Origin of the sequence: Azospirillum lipoferum 4B (assembly GCF_000283655.1) — a bacterium.
Lineage (GTDB): Bacteria > Pseudomonadota > Alphaproteobacteria > Azospirillales > Azospirillaceae > Azospirillum > Azospirillum lipoferum_C.
In genome coordinates, this window is record NC_016622.1 from 1,119,228 (window position 1) to 1,135,444 (window position 16,217).

At 67.9% G+C, this 16,217-nt stretch carries 15 protein-coding genes; 4 read left to right on the forward strand and 11 right to left on the reverse strand.

Going from position 1 to position 16,217, the window contains the following annotated elements:
- Positions 1–24: 24 nt before the first annotated feature.
- From AZOLI_RS05095 to map, 8 genes are all read right to left on the reverse strand, one after another.
- Positions 25–1,986: a MacB family efflux pump subunit gene (locus AZOLI_RS05095; RefSeq protein ID WP_044549729.1), complete on the reverse strand. Its 1,962-nt coding sequence runs from the start codon at positions 1,984–1,986 to the stop codon at positions 25–27.
- Positions 1,983–3,209: an efflux RND transporter periplasmic adaptor subunit gene (locus AZOLI_RS05100; RefSeq protein WP_014247521.1), complete on the reverse strand. Its 1,227-nt coding sequence runs from the start codon at positions 3,207–3,209 to the stop codon at positions 1,983–1,985. The genes AZOLI_RS05095 and AZOLI_RS05100 overlap by 4 nt, the downstream gene beginning before the upstream one ends.
- Entirely contained in the window at positions 3,203–5,611 is a 2,409-nt protein-coding gene (locus tag AZOLI_RS05105) for a TonB-dependent siderophore receptor (RefSeq protein ID WP_014247522.1), read from the reverse strand. The genes AZOLI_RS05100 and AZOLI_RS05105 overlap by 7 nt, the downstream gene beginning before the upstream one ends.
- 213 nt (positions 5,612–5,824) lie before the next feature.
- Entirely contained in the window at positions 5,825–6,772 is a 948-nt protein-coding gene (locus AZOLI_RS05110; RefSeq protein WP_014247523.1) for a FecR family protein, read from the reverse strand.
- The gene (locus AZOLI_RS05115; RefSeq protein WP_014247524.1) at positions 6,772–7,278 is read right to left on the reverse strand and encodes a sigma-70 family RNA polymerase sigma factor; all 507 of its coding nucleotides are present in this window, start codon (positions 7,276–7,278) and stop codon (positions 6,772–6,774) included. The genes AZOLI_RS05110 and AZOLI_RS05115 overlap by 1 nt, the downstream gene beginning before the upstream one ends.
- 282 nt (positions 7,279–7,560) lie before the next feature.
- Positions 7,561–8,010: a cupin domain-containing protein gene (locus AZOLI_RS05120; RefSeq protein ID WP_014247525.1), complete on the reverse strand. Its 450-nt coding sequence runs from the start codon at positions 8,008–8,010 to the stop codon at positions 7,561–7,563.
- Positions 8,007–8,594: an NUDIX hydrolase gene (locus tag AZOLI_RS05125; protein ID WP_014247526.1), complete on the reverse strand. Its 588-nt coding sequence runs from the start codon at positions 8,592–8,594 to the stop codon at positions 8,007–8,009. Before AZOLI_RS05125 ends, AZOLI_RS05120 begins: the two co-directional genes overlap by 4 nt.
- A complete protein-coding gene (gene map / locus AZOLI_RS05130; RefSeq protein WP_014247527.1) occupies positions 8,591–9,400 on the reverse strand; it encodes a type I methionyl aminopeptidase in 810 nt (269 codons plus the stop codon). The genes AZOLI_RS05125 and map overlap by 4 nt, the downstream gene beginning before the upstream one ends.
- A 205-nt stretch (positions 9,401–9,605) precedes the next feature.
- Between map and radA the strand changes: the two genes are divergently transcribed.
- The 4 genes from radA (at position 9,606) to AZOLI_RS05150 (ending at position 14,132) form a co-directional block, all read left to right on the forward strand.
- Complete coding sequence (radA, locus tag AZOLI_RS05135; protein WP_014247528.1) at positions 9,606–11,054, forward strand: DNA repair protein RadA; 1,449 nt, start codon at positions 9,606–9,608, stop codon at positions 11,052–11,054.
- Positions 11,055–11,096: 42 nt separating this feature from the next.
- Positions 11,097–11,786 (forward strand): CvpA family protein, encoded by a 690-nt coding sequence (locus AZOLI_RS05140; protein WP_014247529.1) that lies wholly within the window; start codon positions 11,097–11,099, stop codon positions 11,784–11,786.
- A 108-nt stretch (positions 11,787–11,894) separates the two neighbouring features.
- Positions 11,895–13,343 carry an amidophosphoribosyltransferase gene (purF, locus tag AZOLI_RS05145; protein ID WP_014247530.1) on the forward strand — a complete coding sequence of 483 codons (1,449 nt, stop codon included), beginning with the start codon at positions 11,895–11,897 and terminating at the stop codon, positions 13,341–13,343.
- A gap of 81 nt (positions 13,344–13,424) precedes the next feature.
- Complete coding sequence (locus tag AZOLI_RS05150) at positions 13,425–14,132, forward strand: SDR family NAD(P)-dependent oxidoreductase (RefSeq protein WP_014247531.1); 708 nt, start codon at positions 13,425–13,427, stop codon at positions 14,130–14,132.
- A 70-nt stretch (positions 14,133–14,202) separates the two neighbouring features.
- Here AZOLI_RS05150 and AZOLI_RS30995 read toward each other — a convergent pair whose 3' ends face one another.
- The 3 genes from AZOLI_RS30995 to purM form a co-directional block, all read right to left on the reverse strand.
- Positions 14,203–14,346: an aa3-type cytochrome c oxidase subunit IV gene (locus tag AZOLI_RS30995; protein ID WP_014247532.1), complete on the reverse strand. Its 144-nt coding sequence runs from the start codon at positions 14,344–14,346 to the stop codon at positions 14,203–14,205.
- Between the two features lie 124 nt (positions 14,347–14,470).
- On the reverse strand, positions 14,471–15,124 hold the full coding sequence (gene purN, locus AZOLI_RS05155) for a phosphoribosylglycinamide formyltransferase (protein WP_014247533.1): 654 nt from the start codon (positions 15,122–15,124) through the stop codon (positions 14,471–14,473).
- Between the two features lie 22 nt (positions 15,125–15,146).
- A complete protein-coding gene (gene purM / locus AZOLI_RS05160; protein WP_014247534.1) occupies positions 15,147–16,208 on the reverse strand; it encodes a phosphoribosylformylglycinamidine cyclo-ligase in 1,062 nt (353 codons plus the stop codon).
- Positions 16,209–16,217 lie beyond the last annotated feature (9 nt).

Sequence of the window (16,217 nt, forward strand, 5' to 3'; positions counted from 1 at the left end):
CCCCCCCACCCCTCAGTCCGCCCGTCAGTCGCTTGCCAGCGCCGTCACCGGATCGAGACGCGCGGCCCGGCGGGCGGGCATCAGGCCGAAGACGATGCCGGTCAGCACGGCGGACGTCACCGCACCGGCGATTGCAGTCGCCGTGAAGACGACCGGCATCGCCAGAACCCCGACGACGGCACCGCCGGCCAAACCCAGCGCCACCCCGGCCAGCCCGCCCAGCCCGGCCACCAGCGCCGCCTCCATCAGGAACTGCCGCTCGATGTCGGCGGCACGGGCGCCGACGGCCATGCGGATGCCGATCTCGCGCGTCCGCTCGGTCACGCTCACCAGCATGATGTTCATGACCCCGATGCCGCCGACCAGCAGCGTGATGACCGCGGCGCAGCCGAGCAGCAGCGTCATGGTGTCCTGGGTCTCCTCCGCGGCCTGGATGCGCGCGGTCACGTCGTGGATCTGGAAATCCTCCTGGCCGTGACGCTTGGAGAGCAGCGCGTGGATGGCCTCGCGGGTTTGGCCGATCCGTCCGACGTCGTGCACCGAAACCAGGATCATCTCGAGATCCGGCTTGCCGATCAGGCGCTGAACGCCGGTGGACAGCGGCACGAACACCCAGTCGTCGGTGCTCTGGTTCCCGGTCAGGTCGCCCTTCTGCGCCATCACGCCGGTCACCAGGAACGGAATGTTGTTCACCAGCACATGCTTGCCCAGCGGTGTCTCCCCGCGTGGGAACAGCCGTTCGGCCACGCTGTGGCCTAGAACCGCCACCGCCGCTCCCGCCCGTTCGTCGGCGCCGGTGAAGAAGGTTCCCTTGGCGACCGGCCAGCGGTGGGTCAGCGGCAGCGACGCCGAGGTCGCCAGCCCTTCCGTCCGGAGGTCGATGTTGCCGTGGCGGACCATCACCGGCATGGCGAGGAAGGGCATCACGCTTTCGACATTGGGCAATCGCAGGATCGCCTCGCCGTCCGCCTCGGTCAGCGGCGTCGCCGGCAGGCGGGGATCGCCGCTGCCCGCCAGGACGAAGACCAGATTGACTCCCAGCGCGCCGACCCGTGCCATCACCGCCTGCTTGGCGCCCTCGCCGATGGCGAGCAGGGCGATGACCGAAGCCACGCCGATGACGATGCCCAGCAGGGTCAGCGCCGTCCGGAAGCCGTTGGCCGCCAGGGAGCGCAGGGCGGCCGACAGCGCCTCCGCCGCGTCCATCCACAGCGAGGCGCCGCCGGCCCCGCGTGCCGGCGGGGTAGGGGAGGCGTGAGCCGGCGGTTCGGCGGGCAACTGGGCAGGCGGCTGTATTGAATGGCCGCTGTCGGCGACGATCCGGCCGTCGCGCATCTCGATCACCCGGCCGGCAGCCTCGGCGATCTTGTGGTCGTGGGTGATGAGGATCACCGTCCGTCCGGCGGCCGACAGCTCGCGCAGCAGGGCCATGACCTCCGCCCCGCTCGCGCTGTCGAGCGCGCCGGTCGGCTCGTCGGCGAGGATCACCGGGGCGTCGTTCATCAATGCCCTTGCGATGGACACGCGCTGTTGCTGGCCGCCCGAAAGCTGGTTGGGGCGGTGATGGAGCCGCTCCGCCAGCCCCAGGCGGCCGAGCAACTCCGCGGCGCGGCTCTCGCGCAACGCGGCGGGCAGGCCGGAGTAGCGGCCTGGCAATTCGACATTCTCCTGCGCCGTCGTGCCGGGAATCAGGTGGTATTGCTGGAAGACGAAGCCGAACCCGTCACGCCGCAGCGCTGCCCGGTCGTCGCCCTCCAGCGCCGTCACGTCCTGCCCGCCGATGCGGTAGCGTCCGGAGGTCGGCCGGTCCAGTCCGCCGATGATGTTCATCAGGGTCGATTTGCCGGACCCGGAACTGCCGACGATGGCGACGAACTCCCCCGCCTCGATGCTGAGGGAAACTCCGCGCAGCACCTCGACCGCCACCCCGCCGTCACCGCCATAGGTCTTGCGGATGTCCTCCAGAACGAGAAGCGGCCCGCTCACAGCCGGAACCCGATTTTGGGCGGGCGGCCGTCGTCGGTCTTCCACCCCACCACGATCCGTTCGCCTTCGGCCAGCCCGTCCAGGATCTGGGCGTTGAAGCGGTCGCGCACCCCGACGCGGACCTCACGGGTCTCGATGGCACCGCCGTTGCCGATCAGTGTGACTCTGTGCCGTTCCTCCGCCCCGCCGGTCGGAGCCAGCGCGGCGACCGGAATGGTCAAGGCGTCCCTCGCCGCGGCGGCCAGGAAGAATACCTGGGCGGTCATGTCCGGGCGCAAATCCCCCTCATGGTTGGAGACTTCGAACAGTGCGGTGTAGAGCACGACGCTGTTGGCCGACCCGCCGCTCCCGGACGGGGGCGAGCTGCCGCCGGTCCCCGACGCGGCCGGCTTGAGCGGGGCGGGCAGAATCTGTTGCAGGCGCGCCGTCCAGCGCCTTCCCGGATGGCCGAGCGTGGTGAAATAGAGCGGCATGCCGTCGGTCAGGCGCGTCACGTCGGCCTCCGACACCTGGGTCCACACCGTCATGGCCGACAGGTCGGCGATGCGCATCAGGACCGGCGCCTCGTAGGTCGAATTGATGGTCTGCCCCTGGCGCGCGTCCACGGCGATCAGCGTGCCGCTCATCGGCGCATAGATGCGGGTGTAGCCGAGCTGCGCCTCGTCGGCCTGGAGGGTCGAGTCCGTCTGGCGGATCTGCGCCTGCGTGGCCTCCACCTGGGCGGCGGCGATGTGCGCCTCCATGCGGGCCTGATCGTAGGCCTCGCCGCGCCCCGCCCCGCTGTTCCGCAGCGATGCCTGGCGGGCAAGCTGGGCCTCGGCGAAGGCCGCCCGCGCCCGCTGCTCCGTCAGAAGGGCGGTCAGGCGGGCGCGTTCGGCGCGCCCGGCCTCGACCTTGGCCTGCTGCAGGGCAGGGTCGATTTCGGCGAGCAGATCGCCGGCGCGGACCATCTGCCCGACCGTCACATGCAGCCGCGTCAACTGGCCGGACACCTGGGCGCCGACATCGACATAAGCGCGTGGCTGGATCTTGCCGATCGCCGTCACCGTGTCCTCGACCGTGCCGCGACCGACCACCGCAACCTCCGCCGAGGCGGCGGGATCGGCCGGGCGCAGCAGGGCGGCGGAGGCCAGCCCGCCGAGCACCAGCGCCGCCGCCGCGAGGCCGCGCCGCCGCCGCCCGGTGCCGGACGACCTTGCCGCCCGCCGCCCCGTCGTCACCATGTCGCCCGCAGGGACAGCAGGACGTTGCGCGGCTCGCCGTAATAGCCGGAGACGTCGATGCTGCTCATGTATTTCTTGTCGAGCAGGTTGTTGACGTTCAGGGTTGCCGAAACCTTGTCGGTGATCTCATAGCGTGCCATCAGATCGACCACCGCATAGCCTTCGCGGTCGTACCTTTCGGTGCCGGTCCCGGTGTAGACGTCGCCTTCCCATTTGACGTTGCCGCCCACCGTCAGACGGTTCCAGGCGCCCGGCAGGCGATAGGTGGTGAACAGCTTGAAGCTGTCGCGCGGCACATAGGTCATCAGCCGCTGACCGTCGGCATTCTTGACGGAGGAATGGCTGTAACCGCCGCCGACCTGCCAGCCGGTCATCACCTCGCCGCCGACTTCCATCTCGAAGCCCCGGCTTTCGGCCCCCTTGACCGCGCGGTAGGCCTGCGCGCCGGACGGGGTGAAGCGTCCGGGATCGACCTCGCCAAGATTGTTCTGCTTGATCAGGAACACGGCGGCGCTGGCGTTCAGGGCGCCGCCGAAGAACTCCGCCTTCACGCCGGCCTCGTAGGCATCGCCGTCCAGCGGGTCGAGGGACCGGCCGCTGGCGTCCTTGTAATCCTGCGGCTTGAAGATGCTGGTGTAGCTGGCATAGACCGACCAGATGTCGGTCAGGTCGAGCACGACCCCCGCATAGGGCGTCAGAACGCCGTTCTCCGACCGCTTGCTGTAGGTTCCCTCCGCCCCGTTCGGGTGGCTCTCCTCGATCTGCTCCCACCGGCTGATGCGGCTGCCGAGGATGACCGACAGGGCGTCGGTCGGGCGCAGGCGGGTGGCGGCATAGGCGGCCATCTGCCGTTCGTCGGTCTGCGACCAGCCGGTCGGATTGAGCGTCGGCCGGGCGATGTTGCCGTTCCAGGTGAAGTAGTTGGAGATCGAGGGATCGTAGCCGTCGATGAACCACAGCGGGTGGTCGGCCCCGTCCCGCTTGGCGTAATAGCCGCTGACGCCGGCCATCAGGTCGTGCCGCCGTCCGAACAGGTCGAAGCCGCCGCTCACGTCGGCGCTGACCGTGGTCTGCTGCAGGCTCGACAGCCAGCGGCCGGCCCATACGCTCATGCCGGTGCCGTCGCGGTTCAGGCTGCCGCCGGTGCCGAAGCCGAGCAGGCTGTCATATTCGCGCTTGTTGTGTTCAAGGTTCAGCGTTGCCGTCCAGCCGTCCCCGAAGCGGTGCTTCAGCTCGCTGAAAACCGTCAGGTTGTTGTGCATGTGGTACGCCCAATCCGCACCACTGTTGTAGGAACGGGGCAGGTCGGTCTTCGTCCCGTCGGCATAGAACAGCGGGAAGCCGGCATTGGAGGCATGGTCGGAACGGTGCTTCTGATATTCGACGCCGACCGTCCAGGTGGTGTCCTCGGTGACATCGGCCTCCAGAACGCCGTACAGGACCCTCTTGTGCTCTTCCAGGCGGTCGATGAAGCTGTCGTTGTCCTGATAGGCGCCGACGATGCGTCCGCGCAGCCGGCCATTCTCGGTCAGCGGACCCGACAGGTCGGCTTCGCCGCGGCGGCGGTTCCAGGATCCGACCTGCGCTTCGGCATAGCCCTGGACGGCCGATGTCGGGCGCTTGCGGACCAGATTGACCGAGGCCGACGGCTCGCCGACACCATTCAGAAGGCCGGACGCGCCGCGCACCACCTCGACCCGGTCGAACACCGCCATGTCGGAAAGGGAATCGTCGAAACCATAGACGGTCGAGCGCGGGATTCCGTTAACCTGATAGTTGGAAACCACGAATCCGCGCGAGAAGACCTCGTTTCCGTCGCTGCCCATTGCGCCGCGCTGCATCCGGGTGACGCCCACCGTCTGCTCGAGCACGTCGCGGATCTCGTTCAGCCCCTGGTCGTCCATGCGCTGGCGGGTCATCACGCTGACCGACTGCGGCGTCTCTCGCGGGGTCAGGTCGAGCTTGGTGGCGCTGCTGCTGACGCCGCCGGCGTAGGAGCCGGTATCCTCGCTGCGGCCGGGATCGCGGGACAGAGCCCCTTGCACGGTCACCGGATCGAGAACCGCTGCCCCGCCGGTCTGGGCCGGCAGCTTCTCCAGCGTCACCGTTTCCGGATCGACGAAGCGCGCGATCAGTCCGGTGCCCGCCAGCAGGCGGGCCAGTGCGTCCTTCGGTGCAAGGGTGCCGGTCACACCCGGCGAGGAGACGCCCTGCGCGATCTCCGATGGGTAGAGAATCTGAAAGCCGGTGGCCTGCCCGTAGGCGGCGAGCACGCCCGGCAGCGGTCCGGCGGCAATGGCGAAGGTGACGGTCCGCCCCTGTTGGGCCACCTGCACCGACGCAGCCCCGGTCTCCATAGGGGCCGCCAGGGCACCGTGCAGCGCGGTCGATCCCAGCAGCATGCCCAACAGTGCGGGTGTCCACCCAACCCGCAAGAATTTTCCACGCACCCCGATTGCCCGCGCCGACTGCCCCCGCATCCGGCGCCCCCCACCATTGATCATCACCACATACCCCGTCGTTCTGCGAATGAGTTGCATTCTCTTCGATGCAAGCCATGACGATGGCCGACCGGGGGATCCTCACCTCGATTTGAAAAAAATCAGACGAACCGGTTAGGCGGAACGAATGATCACCAGACCGGGAAATGGGCGCGACATGCGCAGGGGGAGCATGCGGAGAATGGCATTCAACGCCGCGTCCGGTCGGCTGATGTCCACGCTGCCGTCGAAGCGCAGGCCGGCGAGCGGGCGGTCCCACAGCACGATGCGGTCGGGATGGTAGCGGTTGAGGTCGGCGATCACCGCGTCGAGCGGCTGTGCCTGAAAGACCAGACGGCCCTGCCGCCAAGCGTTTTCCACCGCCAAGCCCTGGTTCAGCAGCGGGCTGGGGCCATCGGGGCCGTAGGACCGGCTTTGCCCCGCGGCGATTGTCAGGGGAGACGCGGTGCCGGCGGTCAGGCTGGCCGTTCCGGCCTCCACCGCCACCACGACGGAGTCCGGACAGCGATGCACCACGAAGCTTGCGTTGACGGTGGAGACGTGTCCGTTGGCGCACGTCACGACGAAAGGGCGATCCGGGTTGGGGGCGGCAACGAAATGCGCCCGCCCCTCGGTCAGGCGGATCCGCCGTTCCTCGGCTGTGAAATCGATGGACAGCGTGCTGGCCGCGTCCAGAGTGATGACCGAGCCGTCGGCGAGCGCCATCGTCCGCCGTTCGCCGATGCCGGTCTTCACATCGCCCGGCCAACCGGTCAGCACGACCGCGCCGCCCAGCGCCGCTGCGCAGGCCGCCGCCCCGCCCGCCGCGCCGAAGGCCAGCAAACGGCGCCGCGTCGTGACCGTCCGGCGGTTCTTGCGCGGATCGGGCACCCGGTCCAGATCGCCCCACACCCCGGCCAGCCGGTCATATTCACGCCGGTGCGCCGGGTCCTGCGCCAGCCAATGGGCGAGCGCTTGGCGATCTGCCGGGCCGACGTCCCCGGACTTCAGACGAACGAACCAGGCCAGCGCCGCGTCGCGCGGATCGTCCGGTAAGGCAGGCTGCTCTCGGTTCCGTTCCATCAGAGCTCCAGCCGGTCACGGCAATGGGCCAAGGCCTTCATGACATGCTTCTCCACCATGCTGCGCGAGATGCCGAGGCGGGCGGCAATGTCGGCATGGCTCAAGCCGTCGAATTTGTGAAGCAGAAACACTTCCCGGCAGCGCGGCGGCAGTTCGGCGAGCGCCCCGCTCAACCGCTCCATCCGTTGCTTGTGCTCCAGGGCGGTTTCGGCGTCCGGCTCGTCCAGCGGCTGGTCGAGCCCCAGTTCCGCCGGGGCGAAGCGCCGTCCCCGACGGGTTTCCGCGCGCATGCGGTCCAACGCGATATTGTCGGCCATGCGGTACAGGTAGGAACGCGGATTGTCGATGTCCGGCAGCGCCGTCAGGCTACGCAGGCGCAGATAGGTGTCCTGCACGACATCCTCGGCCAGGCAAAGCGACCCCAGGCGTCGAGCCAGATGGCCCGTCATCTCCTCGTAATGGTCGAGCAACAGACCCAGCAGGGACGACCGGTCTCTTTCAGCCATGACCTCGGCAACACCCGTTCCCAATCCGTGAGCGTCATTCCTAACCACGTATGCGAATCATTCGCAATCGATAGATCGACATGAGAGGAAAACTTTGCTGCGAAGAGGTGAGGGGAGGGGCGGCGGCGAACGTCCTATCGTCAACCTCCTTTCAATCCACAGCACAGGGATCCGTGCCTCACCGGCGCTGCGGGATGTCGGTGCGAGAATGAGGGGCTGGTGATGGCGTGAGGTGACATGGTGGACGGCCCATTCATCACATCACCACAGGGGCAATGCGCACTACGCTGTCGGCGGCTCCCACCCTTCCGGTGCCATCCTGAAGCCGGCGAACTCGAAGGCCGGCGCGACGGTGCAACTCACAAGCGACCAGCCGTCCGGCCCGTCGGCCAAGCTCCGCGCCGCCTGCCAGGCTCCGACCGGCACCACCGCCTGCGGCCGTTCGCCGCCCGCGATGTCCATCCCCAGCCGGCAGCGCTCGACCGCACTGCCCTCCTCGTAGACCGACAACTCCAGCGGCGCCCCACCGTGCCAGAGCCAGATCTCCACGGCATCAACGGTATGCCAATGCGAACGCTCACCCGCCCGCAACAGGAAATAGATCGCCGTCACCGCCCCGCGCCCGCCATCCGCCGGCGCCCGGTAGGTCTCGACGTAACAGCCGCCTTCCGGATGCGGCTGCAGCCCCAGCAGGTCGATCAGCCGCTCGGCGGTCATTGCGTGGCCGGTCATCGGACGCTCCGAGCAGCCATGCCCAGCCCCTCGCGCAGCTCCGGCATCAGCATCGCTCCCAGCATGGCGATCACCGGCAGCACCGCATAGTCGCCGCGGGCCGCCGCATCGATCAGGTCGCGGGTGCTGTGCAGTTCGATCCGCATGTCCTCGAGGTCGCCATGATCGGGTTCCGCCACCTTGCGGGCGCCCCTGGCGTGGAACATGTGGCAGGTGCTGCCCTTGGAATTCGCCCCGACCACGAAGCCGCCCAGCGCCGTCCAATCGTCGGCGGCATAGCCGGTCTCCTCCAGCAGCTCGCGCTTGGCGGCGGCCAGCGGGTCCTCGCCGGGGTCGATGGCGCCGGCCGGGAAGGTCAGGCTGACGCGCCGGGCCCCATGCTTGTAGGTGCGCAGCATCACGACCCGGCCGTCGTCGGTCTCGACATACATCAGCGCGAAGTCGGGCTGGTCCAGCTGATAGAAGTTCTCCACGGTCCGCCCGTCCGGCAGTTGCACCGTCTCTGCCCGCACCTTCAGGTAGGGGCTGGCGTCCAGCAGGTCGCGGCTGCCCAGCACTTCCCAGGGCTTCTGCTCATCGCTCATGCGGCGCTTCCATAGGGCGGCTGTGTGTAGCCGGCGGGGGAGAGGGTGAAGATCTCGCAGCCATCCTCGGTGATGCCGATCTGGTGCTCGAACTGCGCCGACAGTGAACGGTCGCGGGTGACCGTGGTCCAGCCGTCGGACAGGATCTTCACCTCGTGCCGGCCGGCGTTGATCATCGGCTCGACCGTGAAGACCATGCCGGGGCGCAGCTCCACACCGGTGCCGGGCTTGCCGAAATGGTCCACATGCGGCGCGTCGTGGAAGACCTGCCCGATGCCGTGCCCGCCGAAGTCGCGCACCACCGAACAGCGCGCCGCCTCCGCCATCGTCTGGATGGCATGGCCGATGTCGCCCAGATGGTTGCCGGGCTTGGCCTGGGCGATGCCGGCCATCATGCAGCGCCAGGTCAGGTCGACCAGCTTGCGCGCCTTCACGCCGATCTTCTCGCCGACGAAATACATGCGGCTGCTGTCGCCATACCAGCCGTCCAGGATCACGGTGACGTCGATGTTGACGATGTCGCCTTCGACCAGCTTCTTGTCGTCGCTGGGGATGCCGTGGTTGACGACATGGTTGGGCGAAATGCAGCTGCAGGCCGGATAGCCGTGATAGCCAAGGGTCGCCGGAATGCCGCCGCGGTCGCGCTGGAACTCCTCGATCAGCTTGTCGAGCCGGCCGGTGCTGACGCCCGGCGTCACGAAGGGCGTGATGTAATCCAGCGTCTCGGCGGCCAGACGTCCGGCCTTCCGCAGCGCCTCGAATCCTTCCGCGCCATGCAGGACGATTCGCTTGCCTTCCTTGTCCATCAGACCGTCATCCGTCACTTAAATCCTCTTTTCCTCTTCGAACCCCTTCTCCCGCTCCGGAAGATGGGTCCGCTCAAAAGCGCGCAACAAGCTATCACGCCGCCGGTCTGAAAAAAGCCCCTGCAATCCACCCCTGCAAGCATAGGATTCGGCGGATCGGCTTGCTATATGTGGCGGGCCTTATCCCCATCGGACTACCAGACCTTTGGCGAAGCCCACCACCCGATATGTCTGCCAGGCCTGCGGCGCCTCCTTCCCCAAATGGGCGGGCAAGTGCGACGCCTGCGGTGAATGGAACAGCCTCGTCGAAGAGGCCGCACCCGACAGCGCGCCCAAGGGGCTGGGGTCGGCCCGTGGCCGCCGCATCGACTTCGTCGGCCTGCATGGCTCCACCGAGGCGCCGCCGCGGCGCATGACCGGCATCGCCGAGTTCGACCGCGTGTGCGGCGGCGGGCTGGTTCCCGGCTCGGCCATCCTGATCGGCGGCGATCCCGGCATCGGCAAATCCACCCTTCTGCTCCAGGCGATGGCCCGGCTGTCGCAGGACCACCGCTGCGCCTATGTCTCGGGCGAGGAGGCGGTGGACCAAGTGCGGCTGCGCGCCCAGCGCCTGGGCTGCGCCTCGGCTCCGGTGGATCTGGCCTCGGCCACCAGCGTGCGCGACATCGTCGCTTCGCTGGACGACGCCAAGGGGCCGGAGGTGATCGTCATCGATTCGATCCAGACCATGTATATGGACAATCTGGACAGCGCCCCCGGCACCGTCGCCCAGGTCCGCGCCAGCGCGCAGGAGCTGATCCGCGTCGCCAAGCGGCGCGGCGTCGTCCTGCTGCTGGTCGGCCATGTGACCAAGGAAGGCATGATCGCCGGTCCCCGCGTGCTGGAGCACATGGTGGACACCGTCCTCTATTTCGAAGGCGAACGCGGTCACCAGTTCCGCATCCTGCGCGCGGTGAAGAACCGCTTCGGCCCGACCGACGAGATCGGCGTGTTCGAGATGGGCGACAGTGGCCTCGGCGAGGTCGCCAACCCGTCCGCCCTGTTCCTTGCCGAGCGGCGCGGCGATGTGTCGGGCGCCGCCGTCTTCGCCGGGATGGAGGGCACCCGCCCCGTCCTGGTCGAGGTGCAGGCGCTGGTCGCCCCATCGCCGCTCGGCACGCCACGCCGCGCGGTGGTCGGCTGGGACTCCGCCCGCCTCGCCATGGTGCTGGCGGTGCTGGAGGCGCGCTGCGGCGTGCAGATCGGCGCCAACGACGTCTACCTGAACGTGGCCGGCGGGTTGCGTATCACCGAACCGGCCGCTGACCTTGCGGTCGCCGCGGCACTCGTCTCTTCGCTGACCGGGGAGCCTGTTCCGGCCGACGCGGTGGTGTTCGGCGAGATCGGCCTGTCCGGCGAGGTCCGCGCCGTCGGCCAGAGCGACACGAGGTTGAAGGAGGCGGCGAAGCTCGGCTTCTCCTCCGCCATCTTCCCGGCGCGGCGGACCGGCAAGAAGGGCAGCCGCGGCGACAACGGCCTGAAGACGGTGGAACTCCAGCAACTCGGCGAGTTGATGCCGCTGTTCCAGTCCCAGGGCTCCGCCGGTCGGCCACCCTCCCGTCGGCAACACGACGACAACGACACGCGCCGCTGGCGCGATGACGAGTTCATCTGACGCCAACTCAACAATCGCCATTCCAATAATCGGCACAGGGCCATGGACAACCTTCCCGTCAATCCGGTGGACATCGTCGTCATCGCCGTCCTGCTTCTGGCGGCGCTGCTCGCCTTCAGCCGCGGCATGGTTGCCGAGGTGGTGTCGGTCGCCGCCTGGGCCGGCGCCGCGGTGATCACGCTCTACGCGCTGCCCCATGTCCTTCCCTATGCGCAGATCTACATCCGGTTCGAGATGCTGGCCTATGCCGCTTCCGCGGTCGGGGTGTTCATCATCGCGCTGATCGTGCTGTCGCTTCTGGGCCGCAGCCTGTCGCGCGGGGTGCAGGCCTCTGCCCTGTCGGCGCTGGACCGCACGCTGGGCTTCGCCTTCGGGCTGGTGAAGGGCGGGGTTCTGGTGTCCATCGCCTACCTGTTCTTCCTGTGGCTGGTGCCCAACCCGGCGGAACAGCCGGTCTGGCTGAAGGAGGCGAAGACCCGTCCCTTCCTGGCGATGGGGGCGGAGACGCTCTACGGCTTCGTGCCGGAAAATCTGCGCAGGGAAGGGCTGGGCCAGATGGACATGGCGCGCGACCGCGCCCGTCAGGCGATGGAGGCCAAGCAGGCGCTCGACCGCCTGTCGACGCCGGTGCCCAGCTCCGCGAAGACCGGGGGTGCGCAGGCACCAGATACCGGTTATAAGGAGCGCGATCGCGCCGAAGCAGACAGGCTGTTTCAGAACAACGCCCGCTGAGCTTGACCGCTCGGTTTCGGCGCTATCGACGTTTGTGGACCGTGATTCTATTCCGTTGCATGTGCTGACGCGCGCCGACGGCGCCTCTTGGACGAAGGACTTCTGGTGATGCTGACGACGCATCCGTTCGACGACGACAAGCTGCGCGAAGAGTGCGGCGTGTTCGGCATCTACGGCAACCCGCAGGCGGGCGCCATCACGGCGCTGGGCCTGCACGCCCTGCAGCACCGCGGGCAGGAGGCGGCGGGTATCGTCAGCTTCGACGGCGGCCGTTTCCACCTCCAGCACACGCTGGGACTGGTCGGCGACCATTTCAGCTCCGAAGCGATCATCGCCAAGCTGAAGGGCGCCAGCGCCATCGGCCATGTGCGCTATGCCACCACCGGCGACACCTCGATCCGCAACGTCCAGCCGCTCTATGCCGATTTCGAGTTCGGCGGCTTCGCGCTGGCCCACAACGGCAACCTGACCAACGCGCAGACCCTGCGCCGCCAGCTGGTCCGCCGCGGCTGCCTGTTCCAGTCCTCCACCGACACCGAGGTGATCGTCCACCTGATGGCGACCGCCCGCGGCGGTTCGCCGGTGGATCGCCTGATCGAGGCGGTCCGGCAGGTCGAGGGCGCCTTCTCCCTGGTGGCGCTGACCTCCAAGGAAGTGATCGGCGTGCGTGACGCGCTCGGCGTCCGTCCGCTGGTGCTGGGCAAGCTGGGCGACACCTATATCCTGGCGAGCGAGACCTGCGCCTTCGACATCGTCGGCGCCGATTATGTCCGCGACGTCGAGCCGGGCGAGATGATCGTCATCGACGGTGACGGCATGCACAGCCTGCGCCCGTTCCAGCCGCAGCAGCGCCGCCTGTGCATCTTCGAATACATCTATTTCGCCCGTCCCGACAGCGTGATGGAGGGCACCTCCGTCTACGAGGCGCGCCAGCGCATCGGCCGTGAACTGGCCCGCGAGGCCGGCGTCCCCGCCGACGTGATCGTGCCGGTTCCCGACAGCGGCGTGCCCGCGGCGTTGGGCTATGCCCAGGAAGCCGGCGTTCCCTTCGACCTCGGCATCATCCGCAACCATTATGTCGGCCGCACCTTCATCGAGCCGACCGACCAGATCCGCCATCTCGGCGTGAAGTTGAAGCACAACGCCAACCGCGCGATGATCGAGGGCAAGCGCGTCGTGCTGGTCGACGACAGCATCGTCCGCGGAACCACGTCGAAGAAGATCGTCGAGATGGTGCGCGCCGCCGGGGCCAAGGAGGTGCATATGCGCATCTCCAGCCCGCCGACCTCGCACCCCTGCTTCTACGGCATCGACACGCCGGAGCAGGGCAAGCTGCTGGCCCACCGCATGACGGTGGAGCAGATGCGAGACTTCATCCAGGCCGACAGCCTTGCCTTCATCTCGCTCGACGGCCTCTATCGGGCGATGGGCGAGGAGAAGCGCGATCCGGCCAACCTCGGCTATTGCGATGCCTGCTTTACCGGCGATTACCCGATCCCGCTGACCGACGCGCTGGAAAGTCCATCGGCAGAGGCGAACGTCCCGGTCCGCGCCTGACCTGAAAAAAACCCTCTCCCATCGCGGGAGAGGGTTTTTCATATGTGAACGAACAATAATTCCAGGAAACGAGTCGTCCCCATGTCCCGTCTCTCCGGCCGCATCGCCCTCGTCACCGGTGCCTCGCGCGGCATCGGCGCCGCCGTCGCCAAGCGCTTTGCCGCCGAAGGCGCCCATCTGGTCCTGGTCGCCCGCACCGTCGGCGGGCTGGAGGAGACCGACGATGCCATCCAGAAGATCTCCGGCCAGTCGGCGACCCTGGTGCCGATGGATCTGCGCGACTACGACAAGATCGATCAACTCGGCCATGCGCTTTATGAGCGCTTCGGCAAGCTGGACGTGGTCGTCGGCAATGCCGGCGCGCTGGAGGCGCTCGGCCCGGTCGCACAGTATGATCCCAAGCTGTGGTCGCGGGTGATGGACCTGAACGTGACGGCGAACTATCGTCTGATCCGTTCGATGGATCCGCTCCTGCGCGCGTCGGGCACCGGTCGCGCCATCTTCGTCACCTCGGCCGCCGCAAAGGCTCCGCAGCATTACTGGATGCCCTACGGCGCCAGCAAGGCGGCGCTGGAAATGATCGTGAAGACCTATGCGATGGAGGTCGCCGGATCCAGCGTGCGCGTCAACCTGATCGATCCGGGCGTGGTCGCGACCAAGCTGCGCACCCAGGCTTTCCCTGGCGAGGATCCGAAGAAGATCACCCAGCCGGATCAGGTGACCGAGCGATTCGTGGAACTGGCCGAGGCCGGCTGCACGAAGCACGGCGAACTGGTTCTGGCGCAGTAATCATACCCGATCCTTCCCCGCGGCCGGCAGACGCCGGGCGGGGAAGGGGAGGGCTTCCGACCTTCCCCGTCTACAGGGTGAAGATCGCCAGCAGAACCAGCACCGCGATGACGCCGGCGATGCTGTACTTCATGAATTTGGTGAAGGCGATCCAGGTCGCCTGATGGGTACGTACGGTCTCTTCACTGACCGGGTTGGGACTCACGGCCGCCATATCGATCAACCCTCCAACTGTTTCTTTTGTCCGCAATTCTGACGCAGACGTACGGAAACGCAACAGATTCCGAGCGGAACCGTCAACCATGCCGGAAGGATAGGGGCCGGAAGGGAGAACCCGCCTAAAGGGGCGGGTTGAGAACGGTCGCCAGTTCAGGCACCGGGCCGTCGATCCGTACCAGATCGCCGTCGACGCGGGCGCGCCCCTCCGCGATCAGGCGGACGGCATGGGGATAGAGCTTGTGCTCCGCCTCCAGCACGCGGTCGGCCAGACGGTGCGCGTCGTCGCCGGGCAGGACCGGAACCGCGGCCTGGGCGATGATCGGACCATCGTCCATCGCCGGACGGACATGATGGACGGTGCAGCCATGGAAACGGACGCCGGTGGCCAGCGCCCGCTCATGGGTGTCCAGGCCCTTGAAGGAGGGCAGCAGGGACGGGTGGATGTTGATGAGCGCGTCCTGCCAGCGCCCGACGAACCAGGGCGACAGCAGGCGCATGAAGCCGGCGAGGCAGACCAACTCGACGCCGGCCTCCCGCAGCCGGACGTCCATGGCCGCCTCAAAGGCGGGCTTGTCGCCGGGATAGTCGCGGTGGCTGACCACCGCGGTGGCGATCCCGGCTGTGGAGGCGCGCTCAAGGCCAAAGGCGTCGGCCTTGTTGGACAGCACCAGCGCGATCTCGGCCGGGAAATCCGGCGCGGCGCAGGCGTCGATCAACGCCTGGAGATTGCTGCCGCGCCCCGATATCAGGACGCCGATCTTCAACTTGCTCATCGAACTATCCTTGAGGCGTCCCTTACGCGGTCCAGGCCGCGTCCATGCCATTGACGGTCACGCGGGCGTCGCCGTCCTTCAGGGCGGTGACGGTGCCGACGGTGTAGACCGTCTCGCCGCACTCGCGCAGGATGCCGATGGCCTCGTCCGCCTTGTCGGCCGGAACCACGACGACCATGCCGAGGCCGACGTTGAAGGTGCGCGCCATCTCGTAGGAAGCGATGCCGCCGGTCTTCATCAGCCAGGAGAAGACGGGGGGCAGCGCCCAGGTCGAGGCGTCGAGCACCACGCCCAGCCCGTCGGGCAGGACACGCGGAATGTTCTCGATCAGGCCGCCGCCGGTGATGTGGGCCATGGCACGGACCGTGCCGGCGCGCACCGCCTTCAGCGTGCTCTTCACATAGATGCGGGTCGGCGTCAGCAGGGCCTCGCCCAGCGTCTTCGACTCGTCCCACGGGCAGGCGGCGTCATAGCCGAGCCCCGACTTCTCCACCAGCTTGCGCACCAGCGAATAGCCGTTGGAATGCACGCCGGTGGACGCAAGGCCGAGGACCACGTCACCCGCCTGGACGGCGGAACCGGTCAGGGCATGCTGGCGTTCCACAGCACCGACGGAGAATCCTGCGAGGTCGTAATCGCCTTCGGAATACATGCCCGGCATCTCGGCGGTCTCGCCGCCGACCAGCGCGCAGCCGGCCTGACGGCAGCCTTCGGCGATGCCGGCGACGATGTCGCGGCCGGCGGCCACGTCGAGCTTGCCGGTGGCATAGTAATCCAGGAACAGCAGCGGCTCGGCGCCCTGGACCACCAGATCGTTGACGCACATGGCGACGAGGTCGATACCGACGGTGTCGTGACGGTTGGCGAGAATCGCCACCTTCAGCTTGGTGCCGACGCCGTCGGTCGTCGCGACCAGGAGCGGATCCTGGTAGCCGGCGGCGCGCAGGTCGAACAGGGCGCCGAAGCCGCCCAGGCCCGCGTCGGAGCCGGAACGCGCCGTGGAGCGGGCAAGGGGCTTGATCGCTTCGACAAGCGCGTTGCCCGCATCGATGTCCACACCGGCCTGCTTGTAGGCGTCGGACATGTTATAGGA

Excerpts from the sequence above, each read along its gene's own strand:
- AZOLI_RS05100 (WP_014247521.1), bottom strand. The coding sequence starts at position 3,209 with ATGGTGACGACGGGGCGGCGGGCGGCAAGGTCGTCCGGCACCGGGCGG.
- AZOLI_RS05105 (WP_014247522.1), bottom strand. The coding sequence starts at position 5,611 with ATGCTGCTGGGATCGACCGCGCTGCACGGTGCCCTGGCGGCCCCTATG.
- AZOLI_RS05110 (WP_014247523.1), bottom strand. The coding sequence starts at position 6,772 with ATGGAACGGAACCGAGAGCAGCCTGCCTTACCGGACGATCCGCGCGAC.
- AZOLI_RS05115 (WP_014247524.1), bottom strand. The coding sequence starts at position 7,278 with ATGGCTGAAAGAGACCGGTCGTCCCTGCTGGGTCTGTTGCTCGACCAT.
- AZOLI_RS05120 (WP_014247525.1), bottom strand. The coding sequence starts at position 8,010 with ATGACCGGCCACGCAATGACCGCCGAGCGGCTGATCGACCTGCTGGGG.
- AZOLI_RS05125 (WP_014247526.1), bottom strand. The coding sequence starts at position 8,594 with ATGAGCGATGAGCAGAAGCCCTGGGAAGTGCTGGGCAGCCGCGACCTG.
- map (WP_014247527.1), bottom strand. The coding sequence starts at position 9,400 with ATGGACAAGGAAGGCAAGCGAATCGTCCTGCATGGCGCGGAAGGATTC.
- AZOLI_RS05140 (WP_014247529.1), top strand. The coding sequence starts at position 11,097 with ATGGACAACCTTCCCGTCAATCCGGTGGACATCGTCGTCATCGCCGTC.
- purF (WP_014247530.1), top strand. The coding sequence starts at position 11,895 with ATGCTGACGACGCATCCGTTCGACGACGACAAGCTGCGCGAAGAGTGC.
- AZOLI_RS05150 (WP_014247531.1), top strand. The coding sequence starts at position 13,425 with ATGTCCCGTCTCTCCGGCCGCATCGCCCTCGTCACCGGTGCCTCGCGC.
- AZOLI_RS30995 (WP_014247532.1), bottom strand. The coding sequence starts at position 14,346 with ATGGCGGCCGTGAGTCCCAACCCGGTCAGTGAAGAGACCGTACGTACC.
- purN (WP_014247533.1), bottom strand. The coding sequence starts at position 15,124 with ATGAGCAAGTTGAAGATCGGCGTCCTGATATCGGGGCGCGGCAGCAAT.
- purM (WP_014247534.1), bottom strand. The coding sequence starts at position 16,208 with ATGTCCGACGCCTACAAGCAGGCCGGTGTGGACATCGATGCGGGCAAC.